The sequence below is a fragment of the Streptomyces sp. WAC05292 genome, assembly GCF_003949955.1.
Classification (GTDB): domain Bacteria; phylum Actinomycetota; class Actinomycetes; order Streptomycetales; family Streptomycetaceae; genus Streptomyces; species Streptomyces globosus.
Genome location: NZ_RPSE01000125.1, coordinates 1 through 15,158, shown reverse-complemented (window position 1 = coordinate 15,158; position 15,158 = coordinate 1). Strand labels below are relative to the sequence as shown.

Annotated in this window: 12 protein-coding genes and 1 tRNA gene; 12 read left to right on the top strand and 1 reads right to left on the bottom strand. The window is 75.0% G+C overall.

Annotated elements, in window-relative coordinates; all coding sequences use genetic code 11:
* The first annotated feature begins 55 nt into the window (after positions 1–55).
* From EF903_RS15950 to EF903_RS15910, 9 genes are all read left to right on the top strand, one after another.
* Positions 56–616 (top strand): YqgE/AlgH family protein, encoded by a 561-nt coding sequence (locus EF903_RS15950; protein ID WP_125543891.1) that lies wholly within the window; start codon positions 56–58, stop codon positions 614–616.
* A gap of 28 nt (positions 617–644) precedes the next feature.
* Complete coding sequence (locus EF903_RS15945) at positions 645–929, top strand: DUF3039 domain-containing protein (RefSeq protein ID WP_114057731.1); 285 nt, start codon at positions 645–647, stop codon at positions 927–929.
* Between the two features lie 527 nt (positions 930–1,456).
* Positions 1,457–3,106, top strand: coding sequence for a beta-N-acetylhexosaminidase (locus EF903_RS15940; RefSeq protein ID WP_125543890.1), 1,650 nt, complete (start codon positions 1,457–1,459; stop codon positions 3,104–3,106).
* 418 nt (positions 3,107–3,524) lie between these two features.
* The gene (locus EF903_RS15935) at positions 3,525–4,409 is read left to right on the top strand and encodes a xanthine dehydrogenase family protein subunit M (RefSeq protein WP_125543889.1); all 885 of its coding nucleotides are present in this window, start codon (positions 3,525–3,527) and stop codon (positions 4,407–4,409) included.
* Positions 4,410–4,423: 14 nt separating this feature from the next.
* On the top strand, positions 4,424–6,868 hold the full coding sequence (locus tag EF903_RS35260; protein WP_260615405.1) for a 2Fe-2S iron-sulfur cluster-binding protein: 2,445 nt from the start codon (positions 4,424–4,426) through the stop codon (positions 6,866–6,868).
* Positions 6,865–9,249 carry a xanthine dehydrogenase family protein molybdopterin-binding subunit gene (locus EF903_RS15925; protein ID WP_185902682.1) on the top strand — a complete coding sequence of 795 codons (2,385 nt, stop codon included), beginning with the start codon at positions 6,865–6,867 and terminating at the stop codon, positions 9,247–9,249. The genes EF903_RS35260 and EF903_RS15925 overlap by 4 nt, the downstream gene beginning before the upstream one ends.
* Positions 9,250–9,427: 178 nt before the next feature.
* Positions 9,428–9,934, top strand: a complete 507-nt coding sequence (locus tag EF903_RS15920) for a hypothetical protein (RefSeq protein ID WP_260615404.1) — start codon at positions 9,428–9,430, stop codon at positions 9,932–9,934.
* The gene (locus EF903_RS15915) at positions 9,934–11,406 is read left to right on the top strand and encodes a WXG100 family type VII secretion target (RefSeq protein ID WP_125543888.1); all 1,473 of its coding nucleotides are present in this window, start codon (positions 9,934–9,936) and stop codon (positions 11,404–11,406) included. The genes EF903_RS15920 and EF903_RS15915 overlap by 1 nt, the downstream gene beginning before the upstream one ends.
* Before the next feature lie 20 nt (positions 11,407–11,426).
* Positions 11,427–12,599, top strand: coding sequence for a S8 family serine peptidase (locus EF903_RS15910; RefSeq protein WP_260615401.1), 1,173 nt, complete (start codon positions 11,427–11,429; stop codon positions 12,597–12,599).
* 83 nt (positions 12,600–12,682) lie between these two features.
* On the opposite strand, the gene EF903_RS15905 is transcribed toward EF903_RS15910, so the two are convergent.
* A tRNA-Cys gene (locus EF903_RS15905) sits at positions 12,683–12,753 on the bottom strand.
* Between the two features lie 191 nt (positions 12,754–12,944).
* Between EF903_RS15905 and EF903_RS15900 the strand changes: the two genes are divergently transcribed.
* Genes EF903_RS15900 through EF903_RS15890 form a run of 3 tightly spaced genes read left to right on the top strand, consistent with a single transcriptional unit; the run spans position 12,945 to position 15,087 of the window.
* Positions 12,945–14,423: an MFS transporter gene (locus tag EF903_RS15900; protein ID WP_125543886.1), complete on the top strand. Its 1,479-nt coding sequence runs from the start codon at positions 12,945–12,947 to the stop codon at positions 14,421–14,423.
* 32 nt (positions 14,424–14,455) lie between these two features.
* Positions 14,456–14,656, top strand: a complete 201-nt coding sequence (locus EF903_RS15895; RefSeq protein ID WP_125543885.1) for a hypothetical protein — start codon at positions 14,456–14,458, stop codon at positions 14,654–14,656.
* The gene (locus tag EF903_RS15890; RefSeq protein WP_125543884.1) at positions 14,653–15,087 is read left to right on the top strand and encodes a type II toxin-antitoxin system death-on-curing family toxin; all 435 of its coding nucleotides are present in this window, start codon (positions 14,653–14,655) and stop codon (positions 15,085–15,087) included. Before EF903_RS15895 ends, EF903_RS15890 begins: the two co-directional genes overlap by 4 nt.
* Positions 15,088–15,158 lie beyond the last annotated feature (71 nt).

The following is a 15,158-nucleotide window of genomic DNA, read 5'->3' as shown; positions in this document are numbered from 1 at the left end:
ATCCGATGCCCGCCCCCGCTCCCCCCGAAGGGCGAATGTGCGGGATCATGTCGGCATGACCGAGGTGTCCTCCCTCACGGGGCGGCTGCTCGTGGCCACCCCCGCGCTCGCGGATCCGAACTTCGACCGCGCGGTCGTCCTGCTGCTCGACCACGACGAGCAGGGCTCGCTCGGCGTCGTCCTCAACCGCCCCACCCCCGTCGGCGTCGGCGACGTCCTGCTGGCGTGGGCGGAGCTGGCCGGCGACCCCGGCGTCGTCTTCCAGGGCGGCCCGGTCGGCCTGGACTCGGCGCTCGGCATCGCCGTCATCCCCGGCGAGGAGGGCCCCCTGGGCTGGCGCCGGGTGCACGGCGCGATCGGCCTCGTCGACCTGGAGGCCCCGCCGGAGCTCCTCGCCGCCGCGCTCGGCTCGCTGCGCATCTTCGCCGGGTACTCGGGCTGGGGGCCGGGCCAGCTGGAGGCCGAGCTCGGCGAGGGCGCCTGGTACGTGGTCGACTCCGAGCCCGGCGACGTCTCCTTCCCCGACCCCGAGCGGCTCTGGCGGGCGGTGCTGCGGCGGCAGCGCAGCGAGCTCGCCATGGTCGCCACGTACGCCGACGACCCGTCGCTCAACTGAGCCGGGCACGGATCGGTACCCTGGCTGCATGAGCACTCTTGAGCCCGAGCGCGGGACTGGTACGGGAACCCTCGTAGAGCCGACGCCGCAGGTGTCCCACGGCGACGGCGACCACGAGCGCTTCGCCCACTACGTCCAGAAGGACAAGATCATGGCGAGCGCCCTCGACGGGACCCCCGTCGTGGCGCTCTGCGGCAAGGTCTGGGTGCCGGGCCGCGACCCGAAGAAGTACCCGGTCTGCCCCATGTGCAAGGAGATCTACGACTCCATGGGCCCCGGCGGCGACAAGGGCAAGGGCGACAAGGACAAGTAGCCGGCCGAGCCGCGCGGCGGCGCGCAGGCCCCGGCGCGCGGACCCGCCGGGTGCGCAGGGCCGCGCCGGGTGCGCAGGCCGCCCGCCCGTTCGGACCCGCCCCGCCCCTGCGGGGCCGAGGCCCCCGAGGTGCGCTCGCGCGCACTGCGGGGGCCTTCGCCGTACCGTGGCCCGCGGCCGGGGTGCCTGCGCCGAGGCGCGGCGGTCCCTGCCGTTGCCCCGTACGGCGGTCCGCCCCGGCGCGGACCGGACCGGGCCGGGGCGGACCGGGCCGGATGCGCCGCGGACCCGCCCGGGCGTGCGGACGCGGCGGGAGGTGCCGTGGTGCCGTGGGACCCGCCCCGGCGGTGCCCGCGGGGGCGGATGCGCCCCGGAACCCGTACCGAATGTGTGGACGCCGCGGGACCCGTACCGCGGCCGCGGCCCGGTGACCTTCCGCTGCCGCCCCGCTAGGGTCGGCCGCCACGAGCGCCCCGGCGGGCCGCCTGGCCCGCCGGGCGCAACGCGCCGCTGCGAAGGGCCGCCGCATGGACCTGATCCCCGCACCCCGCACGCACTCCTTCCGCCCCGGTGCGCCGCCCTGCCTCCTCGGGCCGCGGCCGTGGCTCGACGCCGGCCCCGGCACCGCCGGCACGGCGCGCTGGCTGCGCCGGGAGCTGGGCGCCGCCACCGGCTGGGACCTGTTGCCGCCGGACGCCGCCGTTGGGAGCGGCGCGGGTATCCGGCTGCGCCTCGACCCGGGCCTCGCCGCCCGCCTCGGCCCCGAGGGGCACACGCTCACCGCCGACGACGCGGGCGCCGACCTCGCCGGGGCCTCGCCCGCCGGCCTGTTCCGGGCCGCCCAGACGCTCCGGCAGCTGCTCGGCCCCGACGCCCACCGCCGCGCCGCGCCCCTCGGCCGCGGCCGCATCCGGAGCCTGCCGCACGGCACCGTCGAGGACGGCCCCCGCTTCGCGTGGCGCGGCATGATGCTGGACGTGGCCCGGCATTTCACGCCGAAGGAGGGCGTACTGCGCCACCTGGACCTGCTCGCCGCGCACAAGCTGAACGTGCTGCACCTGCACCTGACGGACGACCAGGGCTGGCGCATCGAGATCGCCCGCCATCCCCGGCTGACGGAGGTCGGCGCCTGGCGGCCGCGCAGCCGCCGGGGCCACCGGGCCTCGCAGCTGTGGGACGAGACCCCGCACGGCGGCTTCTACACGCAGGACGACATCCGCGAGATCGTCGCGTACGCGGCCGAGCGGCACATCGCGCTCGTCCCGGAGATCGACCTGCCGGGCCACTCCCAGGCTGCCATCGCCGCCTATCCGGAACTGGGCAACACCGACGTCGTGGACACGGCCGCGCTGGGCGTGTGGGACGACTGGGGCGTCAGCGAGAACGTGCTCGCGCCCACCGAGGCCGTCCTGCGCTTCTACGAGGGCGTGTTCGAGGAGGTGCTGGAACTCTTCCCGGCCGAGGTGTCGCCGTTCGTCCACGTGGGCGGCGACGAGTGCCCGAAGGGCCAGTGGCGGGCTTCCCCGACGGCCCGGCGGCGGATCCGGGAACTCGGCGTGGACGGTGTGGACGGCCTCCAGGCCTGGTTCGTACGGCACTTCGACCGCTGGCTCGCCGAGCGCGGCCGGCGGCTCATCGGCTGGGACGAGATCCTGGAGGGCGGACTCGCGCCGGGCGCCGCCGTGTCGTCGTGGCGCGGCTACGCGGGCGGGATCGCCGCCGCCCGCGCCGGCCACGACGTGGTGATGTGCCCGGAGCAGCACGTGTACCTGGACCACCGTCAGGCGCCCGGCCCCGACGAGCCGGTGCCGATCGGGTATGTGCGGACCTTGGAGGACGTGTACCGGTTCGAGCCGGTTCCTGCCGAGCTGGCGGGGGAGTGCGCCGCGCGCGTCCTCGGGGCGCAGGCCAACGTGTGGACCGAGGTGATGGAGGACCAGGGGCGGGTCGACTACCAGGTGTTCCCGCGGCTCGCCGCGTTCGCCGAGGCCGTGTGGTCGCCGCTGCCGCGCCCCGCCGAGCGCGACTACGCCGGGTTCGAGGCGCGGATGGGCGTGCACCGGCGGCGGTTGGACGCGATGGGCGTCCGACACCGCCCGCCCGGCGGCCCGTTGCCGTGGCAGCGGCGCCCCGGCGTGCGGGGGCGGCCGCTCGACGGGGAACCCCCGAACGTGTGAGGAAGGCGGCCCGGGGCGCCGTACGGGGTGCAGCGGGCCGCCCGCGCCGGGGGTGTGCGCGGCACCCCGCGCCTGCGTGCCCGCCGCCGCGGATTCGGGAGGTCGCGGGAGGGTCGGGACTCTCGTGATCTGCGGGACGTGTGGGGAACCGCAGGGGATTCCGGGGCGTCCTACGACCTTGGGCGCTGTCGGGAACTTTCGTTCCTTGACGGCGAATTCGGCCCTTCCGCTGCCCTTCCGTTCCTATCGGGAGATACAGGGGAAAACGGACGGCTCGGGGTTCACGGGGCGCCCGGCCGACCCTGGCGCCGGGCGGGGCGGATGATGTGCCAGAGTTGCCACGTCCCGGCGGTGAGCACGTACCGTACGGCGGACAGGCGTGAGCGCCGGGACCGGGACATCGGGAAGGGGCAGCGGGTTGACCACGCACGCACCGCACACACCTCAGGCGGCGCAGTCCGTGATGCTGCCGGCCTCGCTCGACGAGGCCGTGGCGGCTCTCGCCGCCATGCCCGCCGCCGTGCCGGTCGCCGGGGGCACCGACCTCATGGCCGCCGTCAACGCGGGACTGCTCAGGCCGGCCGGCCTGGTCAGCCTCGGCCGGATCAACGAGATCCGCGGCTGGCAGTACCAGGAGGACGGCCACGCCCTCCTCGGCGCCGGCCTCACCCACGCCCGCATGGGCCGCCCCGACTTCGCCGCGCTGATGCCCGGGCTCGCCGCGGCCGCGCGCGCCGCCGGGCCGCCGCAGATCCGCAACGCCGGCACCCTCGGCGGCAACATCGCCGGCGCCGCGCCGACGGGCGACACGCTGCCCGTCCTGGCCGCGCTGGAAGCCGCCCTCGTCGTCGTCGGCCCGGGCGGCAGCCGGGAGATCCCGGTCTCGTACCTGCTGGCCGGCCGCGAGATGCTGCGGCCCGGCGAGCTGATCGGCTTCGTCCGGGTGCCGCTGCTGCACGCCCCGCAGGTGTTCCTGAAGGCGACCGGGCGTACGGGCCCCGGGCGCGCCGTGGCGTCCGTGGGGCTCGTCCTGGATCCCGCGCGCCGGGGCGTGCGCATCGCGGTCGGCGCGGTCGCCCCGATGCCGCTGCGGCCGCTGGACGCCGAGCAGTGGGTGGCGTCGCTGATCGACTGGGACGGGGAGCGGCAGCTGGCCCCCGAGGCGCTGGAGGCCTTCGGCGACTACGTCGCCGCCGCCTGCGTCCCCGACCAGGGGGAACCGGTCGCCCCCGGCGTACTTCACCTGCGGCGGACGGTGGCCGTGCTGGCACGGAGGGCCCTGGGGAGGGCGCTGACCTCATGAGTGGGAACGAGAACGTGAGCGGAACGACGGGCGACGCAGGCGCGGCCGGGACCGGCTGGGGCTGGGAGCCGGTGCCGCAGGGCGGCGAGTACGACTCGGACGCCACGGCCTTCGTGAGCCTGCCCCCGGGCATGCTGGAGGGCCTCGGCTCCGGGGAGCCGCTGGCCGCGCCCGGGCACGGCTACGTGCCCCCGCCGATGATCGTCCCGCTGGGCACCGGCACCGCCGACCCGGCGGCGACGGGGACCTGGTCGATGCCGGTGCAGTGGCCGGAGGCCGACGCGGAACCGGCCGCGGGCGGCGGAGGCGGCGCGGGCGGCGGGGCTCCCGTCGGCGCGCCGATCCCGGCGTCGGTCCCGATCCCGGCGTCGGTCGCCGCGGCGTTCGCGGACCCCGGCACGGGCCACGCCCACGCCGAGGCGGAGCCCGACGGCGCCGAGGGCGAGGACCCGTCCGCGACCGCGGAGTGGCACTTCCCCGACGCGGTGCGCGCCGCCGAGCCGGTGACGACCGGCCAGTGGGACCTGCCCGAACTCCACGACGGGACGGGCGAGTTCCGCACCGGCGAATTTTCCACTGGCGAGTTCCAGACCGGCGAGTTCCGGACCGGCGGGCTCGACGCGGACTTCCGCGGCGCCCCGGCGACCCTGCCCGGCGGCGCCAGCGCCCCCTGGGCGGCCCAGCCGCAGCCCCACCACGAGGCGGCCGCACCCGCGGACGCCCCGCTCAGCTCGGGCGTCCTGCCGGACGACCGGACCGACGGCTCCGGCAGCGGCCGCCGCCGGCTCGGCGGGCCCGGGGTCGGCGGCCCCCCGGGCGCCCCGCGCGTGCTCGGCGGCCCCGGCGTCGGCACCCTCCCCGAGGGCGAGCCCCACGGGGCGGGCCACGGCGCGGCGCAGGCGGGCGGCCCCACCGACACCCCCGCGGCCGGCATCGCCGTGCCGCACACGGCCGCGTACGCGCACGGCCACGACGGCGGCCACGCGCACCCCTACGCCGCCGACCTGCCCGGCCACCCGCACGCGCCCCAGGCGCCCCACCAGACGCCCGCGCACGGCGTGCCGTACGGCCACGGCCACGGCCACGGCGAGGCGCCGCAGCAGGACGGGCACGGGCAGTACGACGCGCACGGGCAGTACGACACGCACGGGCAGTACGACGGCCACGCCCCGCACGACGGCGGGGCCTCGCACGGCGGCGGCCAAGCCTCGCACGGCGGGCCCGCCTCCCACGGGGGCCACGGCCGCGGCGAGGCGCCCGCCGGGGAGCACGCCGCCGCGGAGTACGCCCCTACGAGCACTCCCGCCGGGCACGCCGGGCCGGACGGCCAGGGCCACGGCCAGGGCCGCCCCGAGGCCGCCGAGGCGCAGCCCGCGCCTGCCCCTGCCCCCGAGCCGGAGCCGGGCCCGGCGCCCGAGCCGGAGCGGGAGCCGGAGGCGGCCGCCGACGCCGCGGTGCAGCCGGCCGCGCCCGACCCGGACGCGCAGGCCGAGGCCGCAGCCGCCGCCGGGGCCGGGCAGGAGCCGGGCCCGCAGGCCGCCCCTGAATCCGGGCCGGCGGTGGGCGGGCACGGCTTCACCGGAGCCGCCCACGACCCGGCGGCGGATCCCGCCGGCACCGACGGCCGCGGGATCGCCGCAGCCTCCGCGGCCGAAGCGGGCAGCGCGCCCGTGCCGGGTGCGGACACCGCCGACACTGCCGCGGCACCGCCGGGTGCGGAAATCGGGGAAGGGATCCCGGGCGGGGAGGCCCCGTACACGGAGGAAACGGCTCCGGCCGTCGCGCACCACGAGCACCCGCTGTCCTCGTACGTGCTGCGCGTCAACGGCGCCGACCGGCCCGTCACCGGCGCCTGGATCGGCGAGTCCCTGCTGTACGTGCTGCGCGAGCGCCTCGGCCTCGCCGGCGCCAAGGACGGCTGCTCCCAGGGCGAGTGCGGGGCCTGCGCGGTGCAGGTCGACGGCCGGCTCGTCGCGTCCTGCCTGGTCCCGGCCGCGACGGCCGCCGGGAGCGAGGTCCGGACCGTCGAGGGGCTCGCCGCGGGAGGGGAACTCTCCGACGTGCAGCAGGCGTTGTGCCGTTCGGGCGCGGTGCAGTGCGGATTCTGCGTGCCCGGCATGGCCATGACCATCCATGATTTGCTGGAGGGCAACCACGCCCCCAGCGACCTGGAGACCCGCCAGGCGCTGTGCGGGAACCTGTGCCGCTGCTCCGGCTACAAGGGCGTCCTGGAAGCCGTCCGCGAGGTCGTCGCGGAGCGGGAGGCGGCGGAGGCCGAGGCGGCCGCCGCGCAGGCGCAAAACCGGCCGCAGGGGCAGGCGCAGGCCTACGCCGCCGGGCCGGGGGAGCCGTACATCCCGCACCAGGCCCAGCCGGGCGAAGGCGGCATCCACCCGGGCGGAGGCGCCCACGACGGAGGCGTCCACGGCGGAGGCATCCACAACGGAGGCATGGCGTGAGCGGGCAGGACGCGGCCACGGCGACGTCGACGACGACCGTGACGTTCACCACGACCACCGCGGCGGGCGGCGCCGCCGGCACCCCCGGAGCCGCACCCGGCCCGGACCCCGAGCAGGCCGCGCCGGCGGTGCCGCGCGGCATCGGCGCGTCCGTGCCCGCCACCGACGCGCGCGCCAAGACCGAGGGCACCTTCCCGTACGCCGCCGACCTGTGGGCCGAGGGCCTCCTGTGGGCAGCCGTGCTGCGCTCCCCGCACGCCCACGCCCGCATCCTGTCCGTCGACACCTCCGCCGCCGAGCGGATGCCCGGCGTCCGCGCCGTCGTCACCCACGCCGACGTCCCCGGCGCCACCACCCACGGGCGGCGCATCGCGGACCGGCCCGTCTTCGCGCACGACGTCGTACGCCACCACGGCGAGCCCATCGCCGCCGTCGCCGCCGACCACCCCGACACGGCCCGCCTCGCGGCCGCCGCGATCACCGTCGAATACGAGCTCCTCGAAGCGGTCACCGACCCCGAGCAGGCCTTCGCCGCCCCCCCGCTGCACCCCGACGGCAACCTGATCCGGCACATCCCGCTCCGCTACGGCGACCCGGAGGCCACCGGCGAGGTCGTCGTCGAAGGCCTCTACCGCATCGGCCGGCAGGACCCCGCCCCCATCGGCGCCGAGGCCGGTCTCGCCGTGCCGCGGCCCGACGGCGGCGTCGAGATCTACACCGCCTCCACCGACCCCCACCTCGACCGCGACCTCGCCGCCGCCTGCTTCGGCCTCGAACCCGACCGGGTCCGCATCGTCGTCACCGGCGTGCCCGGAGCGACCGCCGACCGCGAGGACGCCGCCTTCCAGCTCCCGCTCGGCCTGCTCGCCCTGCGGACCGGCTGCCCCGTCAAACTCGCCGCCACCCGCGAGGAGTCCTTCCTCGGCCACACCCACCGCCACCCGACACTGCTGCGCTACCGCCACCACGCCGACGCGGAGGGCCGCCTCGTCAAGGTCGAGGCGCAGATCCTCATGGACGCCGGCGCCTACGCCGACTCCTCCGCCGAATCGCTCGCCGCGGCCGTGGCGTTCGCCTGCGGCCCGTACGTCGTCCCGCACGCCTTCGTCGAAGGCTGGGCCGTACGCACCAACAACCCTCCGTCGGGCCACGTGCGCGGCGAAGGCGCCATGCAGGTGTGCGCCGCGTACGAAGGCCAGATGGACAAGCTGGCCGCCGCCCTCGGCATGGACGGAGCCGAGCTGCGGCTGCGCAACGTCCTCGCCACCGGCGACCTGCTGCCCACCGGGCAGACCGTCACCTGCCCGGCACCCGTCGCCGAACTGCTGCGCGCCGTAAGGGACTTCGAGCTGCCGCCGCTGCCGAAGGACACCCCGGAGGAGGAGTGGCTGCTGCCCGGCGGGCCGGAGGGCGCGGGAGAGCCGGGCGCGGTGCGGCGCGGCGTCGGGTACGGCGTCGGCATGGTGCACATGCTCGGCGCGGAAGGCACCGACGAGGTCTCCACGGCGACGGTGAAGGTCGTCGACGGCGTGGCGACCGTCATCTGCGCGGCCGTCGACACCGGCCAGGGCTTCGCGACCCTGGCCCGGCAGATCGTCCAGGAGGTCCTCGGAGTGGAGGAGGTGTCGACGGCCCCCGTCGACACCGACCAGCCGCCGGCCGGCCCCGCCGCGCACGGCCGCCACACGTGGGTGTCGGGCGGCGCGGTCGAGCGGGCCGCGAAGATGGTCCGCACCCAGCTGCTCCAGCCGATGGCCCACAAGCTCGGCATGTCCACGGAGCTCCTCCAGGTCAAGGACGGCCGGATCACGTCGTACGACGGCGCGTTCTCGACGACGGTCGCGGAGGCGATGGCCGGCAAGGAGCTGTGGGCGACGGCCCAATGCCGCCCGCACCCCACGGAGCCGCTGGACGGCGACGGGCAGGGCGACGCGTTCGTCGGCCTCGCCTTCTGCGCGATCCGCGCGGTCGTCGACGTCGACATCGAGCTGGGCACGGTGCGCGTGGTCGAGCTGGCGGTCGCGCAGGACGTCGGCTGCGTCCTCAACCCCCGCCAGCTGGAGGCCCGTATCGAGGCGGGCGTCACACAGGGCGTCGGCGCGGCCCTCACGGAAAACCTCCGCTCCGTCGGCGGCCTGGTCCGCCACCCCGACCTGACGGGCTACGCCCTGCCGACATCGCTGGACGCGCCGACGGTGCGGATCGTCAAGCTGGTCGAGGAACGCGACGTGGTCGCGCCGTTCGGCGCGAAGGCGGCGAGCGCGGTACCGGTGGTGACGACCCCGGCAGCCGTGGCCTCGGCGGTCCGCGCAGCCACGGGCCGCCCGGTCAACCGCCTCCCGATCCGCCCGTCGGCGGCGGTCGCGGCGGCCAACTCCTGACCGTGTGACCCGCATTGCACGTGCAACCCGAGGTTGGGGCTGTCGCCGCCGGTCGCTAGAGTGATCGGTAAGCCCTGTGGCACGCCCGCGCGAACGGCAGCTCACAGGAGCGAACGGGGTTGGGGAAGCGGCGGCGACGCCGCCCTCCCACGGGGAACGGGTAAACGGGGAGGCCTTCGTGGCAGAGGAATCGGTGTTCAGCTTCTTGGGGGCGTCGGCGAAGAGCCAAGCGGCGGCCATCTCGGCGCAGGCCAAGGCCCTTGCGGTCGACTACGAGACGATCAGCGGCTACAAGAAGGTCGTCGACGAGCTGCTGACGAAGCTCGGCAACTCGGAGGCGTCCGACAAGAAACTGGCCCACACGACCCTCCCCGAGGGCACCTTGGGCACGGGCTTCGCGGAGGCGGTGGATCTGTTCGACGCGTACAAGACGGTCCAGAAGGAACTCGAGAACCTGTCGAAGGGGCTGGCTGGCCACATCGAGGCGCTCGGCCTTGCGATCCAGACGGCGGGCAAGAGTTTCACCGAGGTGGACTACGAGACGAAGCGACGCCTGGCGGCGATCGCCAAGCAGGCGAAGGACGCCTACGTCGAGGCGCGAGACCCGCTGGTCAAGGAGCAGAAGGCACATGAGGCCCAGCAGGCACCGGCAGGTGAGGCCAACAAGCCGAAGGGCAACATCTGATGGCGACGAACTTTGAGGGGTACACCCACCAGCAGCTGCTGGCCATGGTGAAGACGCTCAACCCCGACCTGGTCAAGACGCGCGCCGCGCAGCTTATCGAGGCCGCCGAAGCGATCACCAAGATCGGTGAGGACCTCAGGAACCACAAGGTCAAAGGCTGGGAAGGCGAGGCGGCCCTGGCTTTCGAGCAGTGGACGAGCCGGGCCAGCACCGCCACCCTGCACCTGGGCAAGTATTCTGCGGCCGCCGGCAAGTGGATGCAGGCGGCATCCCAGACGATGTACGAGGTCAAGGACAACATCCCGGCCTACGACACTGCCGCAGCGAAGAACCTTCAGGTCTCCAAGGAACACCGCAACGAGCCGGATGCGCAGCAGCTAGGCCGCGAGGCTCACGCCAAGCTGTCGGGCGACCACACCAAAGCCATCGACGCCCTGACGAAACTTTCACAGTCGTACGAGCAATCGAAAACCCAGATCGCCAAGGAACCGATTCCGACGTTCCCGCCCATGCCGGGGCGGTTTGTGCCACAGGGGGATTACGGCGGTCGGAGCGACGTCTCCTACGGTAGCGGTGGCTCTGGTGGTGCCTACGGGCCGGGCAGCGGCTCGTACGCTTCCTCGGCGTCAATGAGTGGCCCTTCTAGCGACTCGGGACTCTCGCCCGGCCGTGTGCCGGACGCGCCTCTTACGCCACCCGCGGGACGCGCTCCCATTCCAGACCTGCCGGACCGCGACGTGAACGTGAACCTGGACAACGTCGCCGTCCTGCCGGACAAAACGCTGCCGCCGGTCACCGGCATGCCGCCCACCCCGGGGCCCGGGCCTGTCACGCCTGGGCCTGTCGCACCGATGCCGCCGGTGGTGCCGCTTCCGCCGGGTACCGGTCCGACGCTCGGCGGGGGCGGTTCGTTCAACAAGGTCCCGCCTGTGGCGGGTCCTCCCAACGGCGGCAAGCTCGGCATGCCGCCCCTGATGCCGCGGGACACGGGCATCATCGGCGGCCGCCAGGTGCCCAGCACGATGGGTCCCACCACGGGGCTTCCCCGTGGTCTCGTGGTCGGCTCCGAGGGGGCGCACCCCGGCGCCCGTCCGCCTGTCGGCCCGGGTATGCACCCCGGCGTGGGTGGGGCGCACCCGAGCGGTCCGGGCGGCAATGCCGCCGGCCGCCGACTGGCCATGGAGCCGGGCGGCGTGATCGGTGGTGCCCGCCAGCCTGGCGCGATGCCGCCCGGTGTGGTCGGCCGCGCCGTCCCGACGACCGGGCAGCCGTTCACGCACGGAGGCTCCGGCCTCGTGAGGAACACGCCCGCGGGTGAGTCGGGCCGCGGTGTGATGGGACACGCCGGTGCGGGTGCCCACGCGCCGGGCAATCGGAACGAGCGCCAGGGCGGCGAGCGCCCCGACTACCTGGCCGAGGACGAAGAGACCTGGCGGAGCAACGACCGTGTCGTTCCGCGAGTGATCGACTGACAGAACGGACGTTGCACGAGATGCGCATGCGCAAGGCGACCTCGGTCCTAGTGGGCCTCCTGCTGGCCGGGGTCGCCGCGACCCCGGCTCACGCGAAGACCATCCGTGAGCAGCAATGGCATCTCGACGCCATGAAGGCGGACGACATCTGGAAGGTCAGCACCGGCAAGGGTGTGACTGTCGCCGTGATCGACACAGGTGTGGCGCGGATCCCCGAGCTTGAAGGCCAGGTTGTTCAGGGGCGGAACTTTGCGGCACCGTCTTACGAAGGCGACGAACGCACCGACTACAGCAATCACGGCACTGCCATGGCCGCCATCATCGTCGGTAACGGCAAGGGACGGGGTGGTGTAGGGAGTGCCTTCGGCCTCGCGCCCGGGGCACGTGTCATGCCGCTGCGGGTGGACCGCGGCGGCGATGGGACTGCGCCCTACAAGTCGATGATTCAAGCCATCCGCTACGCCGCCGACACAGATGCGAAGATTCTTAGTATTGCGATGGGAAACCTGGACGAGAACCAGGAACTCGCGGATGCCGTGAAGTACGCGATTGGCAAAGGAAAACTGATCTTTGCAGCTGTCGGCAACGACGGGGAAACCGTAAACGACCTCCGGTATCCGGCAGCGACGCCGGGAGTGGTGGGTGTCGGTGCCGTCGGCCCGGACGGCACGGCAACCAAGGAGTCCCACCACCACGCTCACGTTGACCTGACTGCACCGGGCATCGACATCGTGGCTGGCTGCAACGGCAGTACCGGTGTCTGTAAGGGGCATGGAACAAGTGACGCCACCGCGTTGGCCTCCGCCTCTGCCGCGCTGCTGTGGTCGGCGCACCCGGAGTGGACGAACAACCAGGTGCTGCGGGTCTTGATGAACACTGCCGGAAAGGCCGATGACGGCAAGGAGCGCAACGACTACCTCGGCTACGGCATCGTGCGGCCGAAGGTGGCGCTGCCGACGCCCGGGGATCCCGGGCCCGCCGACGTGTTTCCGCTGCCCGACCTGGCCGCGGCCGATGCGAAGAGCTCGCCCGCGCCGTCGGCCGCTGCCAAGGCGTCCGAGTCCGCCGCGCCCCAGGCCGATGCGAAGGCCGACGGCTTCAGCGGGACGACGTGGATCGCGCTCGGGCTCGGCGCGTGCGTGCTGGTCGGCGGTGCGGTCACGGCGGTGGTCGTGCGCCGTCGGAGCGGGTGACCGGCTGCACGTGCAGCCGCGGAAGGCGGTAGTGCGGACCCCCGGGCCCGACGCGGTTGCGTCGGGACCCGGGGGTCCGGGAGAAGCCGTGACCGGATTCGAACCGGCGTATACCGCTTTGCAGGCGGGTCCCTGACCACTCGGGCACACGGCCGGGATGTGCTGACACCGACGACCGTACGGGCGGCCCCGCGCTCCCGGAAGGCCCCCGCCCGGGCTGCCATACGCCTGTCACGCGCCGTTCACACGTGCCCGCCCCCGCCCCCCGGCGTAGGTCCTCCGGACGAGCCAGGATCCGCCGTACGGACAGGGGCGAAACCCCGCTTCGCGGCTTACGCTGGGGCGATGAGCGCCCTCGAATCCGGCCTGTCGGAGCCGCAGCCCACCGCCGTGATCCCGCCCCCGCCCGAGGGCGGGATCCTCTCGTCGGCGTACCGGACGCTCAGCATCGGCATGGTGTCCGTCATCTTCCTCATCGCCTTCGAGGCGACGGCCGTTGGCACCGCCATGCCGGTCGCCGCCCGCGATCTCGACGGGATCGGGCTCTACGCGTTCGCGTTCTCCGCCTACTTCACCACCAGCCTCTTCGGCATGGTCCTCGCCGGCCAGTGGTCCGACCGGCAGGGCCCGCTGCGCCCGCTCGGCCTCGGCATCGGGGCGTTCGCCGCCGGGCTGGTGCTGGCCGGGACGGCCGGCGCGATGTGGGTGTTCGTCCTGGGCCGGGCCGTGCAGGGCTTCGGCGGCGGGCTCGTCATCGTCGCCCTCTACGTGGTGGTGAGCCGGGCCTACGAGGAGCGGCTCCGGCCCGCGATCATGGCGGCGTTCGCCGCGAGCTGGGTCGTCCCGTCGATCGTGGGCCCGCTCGCCGCCGGGACGGTGACGGAGCACCTCGGCTGGCGCTGGGTGTTCCTCGGGATCCCCGTGCTGGTGGTGGTCCCGCTCGCCGTGGCGCTGCCGGCGATCCGGCGGAGCGCTTCGGGGCCCGTCGATCCGCAGGCGCCGCCCGCGGCGTTCGACCGTCGGCGGATCCGGCTGGCGCTGGCGATCTCGGTCGGGGCGGGGCTGCTCCAGTACGCCGCCCAGGATCTGCGGTGGCTGTCGCTGCTGCAGGGTGTGGCGGGGGCGGCGCTGCTGGTGCCGGCCGTGCTGGGGCTGCTGCCGCGCGGCACGTACCGGGCGCGGCGCGGGCTGCCGTCGGTGGTGCTGCTGCGCGGGCTCGCGGCAGGCTCGTTCATCGCGGCGGAGAGCTTCGTTCCGCTGATGCTGGTCACGCAGCGGGGGCTGAGCCCGACGCTGGCCGGGTTCTCGCTGGCGCTGGGCGGTCTCACCTGGGCGGGCGGGTCGTGGCTGCAGGCCCGCGGCTGGGCCGAGCCGTACCGGGAGCGGCTGATGGTGCTCGGCATGCTGCTGGTGGCGTCCGCCATCGCGGCCGCGCCGGCCGTGCTGGTGCCGTGGGTGCCGGTGTGGTCGCTGGCCCTGGCGTGGGGGGTGGGCTGCCTCGGGATGGGGCTTGTCCTCGGCTCGACGAGCGTGCTGCTGCTGAAGTTGTCGGCGCCGGAGGAGGCCGGGGCGAACTCGGCCGCCCTGCAGATCTCCGACGCCCTCGCGAACGTGGTGCTGCTGGCCGCCGGCGGTGCGGCGTTCGCCGCGCTGGGCGGCGGCTCGGTCGGCGCGGCCGCACACGCGGCGGGCGGGGCGTCGGCCGCGGGGGCATCGCACCCCGCCGCGTTCGTGGTCGTCTTCCTGCCGATGGCGGCGGTCGCCCTGATCGGCGCGTGGGTGGCCACCCGCCTGTACGAGCGGCCCGGCCCGAAAACCGCCTGACCGGCGGGCCCGCCCGTCGATAGCCTCGCGGCATGGACGACCTGACCATCCGGCTGTCGGCCGCCGAGTACGCGGAGCTCGCCGACCTTGCCGGCGCCACCGACTCCACGCCCGAGGAGCACGCCCTCGCCGCCGTACGGGCGCACCTGCGCCGGGAGCGGCAGCGGGTCGGCGAGGCGGCGGCCCGGCTCGCCGACCGGCACGCGCCCCTGCTGAAACGGCTCGGCGAGTGAGCGCGCCCCGCGCGGGCGAGGGCACGCGCGGCACCCGCCACCTCACCGTCGCCGAGGTGCTGGAGCTGGCCCGGCACGCCTGCCTGGTCCACGACCAGCCCGTCGGGCTGCGCAGCCCCCGGCTGCTGGAATCGGCGGTGCACCGGCCGCGGGCCCGGATGTTCGGTACACCGGCGTACGAGGACCTCTTCGAGCAGGCTGCCGCGCTGCTGCACGGCCTCGCGAAGAACCACCCGCTGGTGGACGGGAACAAGCGGACGGCCTGGCTCGCGGCGGCGGTCTTCCTCGCCGTGAACGGGATCGACCTCGCCGAAGCCGACCAGGACGCCGCGTACGAACTCGTCGTGGACACGGCGGCCGGGGCGGTCGACGACATCGCGGAGATCGCGGCACGGCTTCGGGAGCTGCGGCCGGGCCCGTCGCCGGTCTGACCCTCGGGGCGGTGGCTGAACGGCGACGAGGCGTCCCGCCGAGGCGGGGCGGAGGCTTCCCGGGGCGGGAG

Bases quoted from the DNA above. Each gene is read 5' to 3' on its own strand.
- EF903_RS15895 (WP_125543885.1), top strand. From the start codon at position 14,456: ATGGACGACCTGACCATCCGGCTGTCGGCCGCCGAGTACGCGGAGCTC.
- EF903_RS15940 (WP_125543890.1), top strand. From the start codon at position 1,457: ATGGACCTGATCCCCGCACCCCGCACGCACTCCTTCCGCCCCGGTGCG.
- EF903_RS15950 (WP_125543891.1), top strand. From the start codon at position 56: ATGACCGAGGTGTCCTCCCTCACGGGGCGGCTGCTCGTGGCCACCCCC.
- EF903_RS15945 (WP_114057731.1), top strand. From the start codon at position 645: ATGAGCACTCTTGAGCCCGAGCGCGGGACTGGTACGGGAACCCTCGTA.
- EF903_RS15910 (WP_260615401.1), top strand. From the start codon at position 11,427: ATGCGCATGCGCAAGGCGACCTCGGTCCTAGTGGGCCTCCTGCTGGCC.
- EF903_RS15900 (WP_125543886.1), top strand. From the start codon at position 12,945: ATGAGCGCCCTCGAATCCGGCCTGTCGGAGCCGCAGCCCACCGCCGTG.
- EF903_RS15915 (WP_125543888.1), top strand. From the start codon at position 9,934: ATGGCGACGAACTTTGAGGGGTACACCCACCAGCAGCTGCTGGCCATG.